This window comes from Streptomyces sp. NPDC029836, from assembly GCF_055574495.1.
Genome location: NZ_JBVHZI010000010.1, coordinates 289,266 through 291,321, shown reverse-complemented (window position 1 = coordinate 291,321; position 2,056 = coordinate 289,266). Strand labels below are relative to the sequence as shown.

The window sequence follows — 2,056 nt, the reverse complement described above, 5'->3', positions numbered from 1 at the left end:
TGGCCGCCCAGGTTGCCCTCGGTGCCGACCTCGCGGGCGACGCGGGTGACCTCGTCGGCGAACGCCGACAGCTGGTCGACCATCGTGTTGATGGTCTCCTTCAGCTCCAGGATCTCGCCGCGCGCGTCGACGCGGATCTTCTGCGACAGGTCACCCTGGGCGACGGCGGTGGTGACCTCCGCGATCGAGCGGACCTGCGCCGTCAGGTTGTCGGCCATGAAGTTCACGGAGTCGGTCAGGTCCCGCCAGGTGCCCGAGACGCCCTTGACGTCGGCCTGACCGCCGAGCCGGCCGTCCGTGCCGACCTCGCGGGCGACGCGGGTGACCTCGTCGGCGAACGCCGACAGCTGGTCGACCATCGTGTTGATGGTGGTCTTCAGTTCCAGGATCTCGCCGCGCGCGTTCACCCGGACCTTCTGCGACAGGTCGCCCTGCGCCACGGCAGTGGCGACCTGGGCGATGGAGCGCACCTGCGAGGTCAGGTTCCCGGCCATGAAGTTCACGGAGTCGGTCAGGTCCCGCCAGGTGCCCGAGACTCCCTTCACGTCGGCCTGACCGCCGAGGATGCCCTCGGTGCCGACCTCGCGCGCCATGCGGGTGACCTCTCCCGCGAAGGCGGAGAGCTGGTCGACCATCGTGTTGATGGTGTTCTTGAGCTCCAGGATCTCGCCGCGCGCGTCGACGGCGATCTTCTGGGACAGGTCGCCCTGGGCGACCGCCGTGGTCACCTGGGCGATGTTGCGGACCTGATCGGTGAGGTTGCCGGCCATGAAGTTCACGGAGTCGGTGAGGTCGCGCCACACGCCGGCGACGCCGGGGACCTCGGCCTGGCCGCCGAGGCGGCCTTCGCTGCCGACCTCGCGGGCGACGCGGGTGACCTCGTCGGCGAAGGAGGACAGCTGGTCGACCATCGTGTTGACGGTGTCCTTCAGCTCCAGGATCTCGCCCCGGGCCGCGACGTCGATCTTCTGGGACAGGTCACCGCGCGCCACCGCCGTGGCCACCTGGGCGATGTCGCGCACCTGGGTGGTCAGGTTGCCGGCCATCGCGTTGACGGAGTCCGTCAGGTCGGCCCAGGTACCCGACACCCCGGGGACGACGGCCTGTCCGCCCAGGGTCCCCTCCGTGCCGACCTCCCGGGCGACGCGCGTCACCTCCGAGGTGAACAGGGACAACTGGTCGACCATCCCGTTGAAGACCGTCGCGATCTCCCCGAGGAGGCCATCGGCCTCGTCCGGCAGCCGGGTACCGAAATCACCGTCGCGCACCGCCGTCAGCCCGGCGAGGAGCTGACGCAGTTCCGGCTCCCCCACCGCCCCCGTCGCCCCAGCACCCGCGCGTGTTTCCGCCGGCTTGCTCATCCCAGCCCCATCTCAGTCCGCCCTTGGGCCGCGCCGCGATCCTCCGGCGTGCCGGGTACAAGTCCACCACACCCCGCGCGGGCTCCGAAGCTCAGTCCTGTTAACTCCGGGCCCCGGCGGCCCACCGCGCCGCGGATCCGCCGGGCGGGCGCTGAGCTGCGGCGCTCGCCACCGGGCGGCGGTGAACGTCCCGGGGGGACGGGGCTCGATCGAGAGGGCCCGGGATGTGGTGGGCAACTGCCCCCAAATCCGCCGGACCGGCGACCGTTTGGGATCGGACGGGGTGGATACACGGGAGGACACGAGACGTTCCACGGAACGAGGAACCTCTCGCAGCGGACCTGGGTCGCGGGGCCCTTCCCCCCCCGGCCTCGCGACCGGGTCCGGTTCGTACCGCGGGCTGCCGCCCGGCTCCGCACGGCACCCGGTCGCTCCTCGGCCCCCATCGACGTGGGCCCGGGGGAACCGGCAGGCCCCCGGCGGCGACGCCCCGGCGTCGCCCCCGGGCTCCGGGGTCCGCCGGCTGCAGCCCGGTACGTACGACGACCGGGGCTCCGCGTGCGGCGCCCCGCTCGCCCGCACCGAAGTCGCCCCCCCGCGGGCCGCCGGCGGGGGGCGGGGGGGGGGGGCGGGGCGCGGCGCGGGCGGCGCCCCCCCCGATCGCCGCGCTGGGGAGGTCCGGGTCGTGGCGCTGT

Annotated in this window: 1 protein-coding gene; it reads right to left on the bottom strand. The window is 73.3% G+C overall.

Annotation, left to right across the window (positions count from 1 at the left end):
- On the bottom strand, positions 1–1,361 hold a 1,361-nt coding region (locus ACZ4XJ_RS27255; RefSeq protein WP_468497721.1), incomplete at its 3' end, for a HAMP domain-containing protein.
- Positions 1,362–2,056 lie beyond the last annotated feature (695 nt).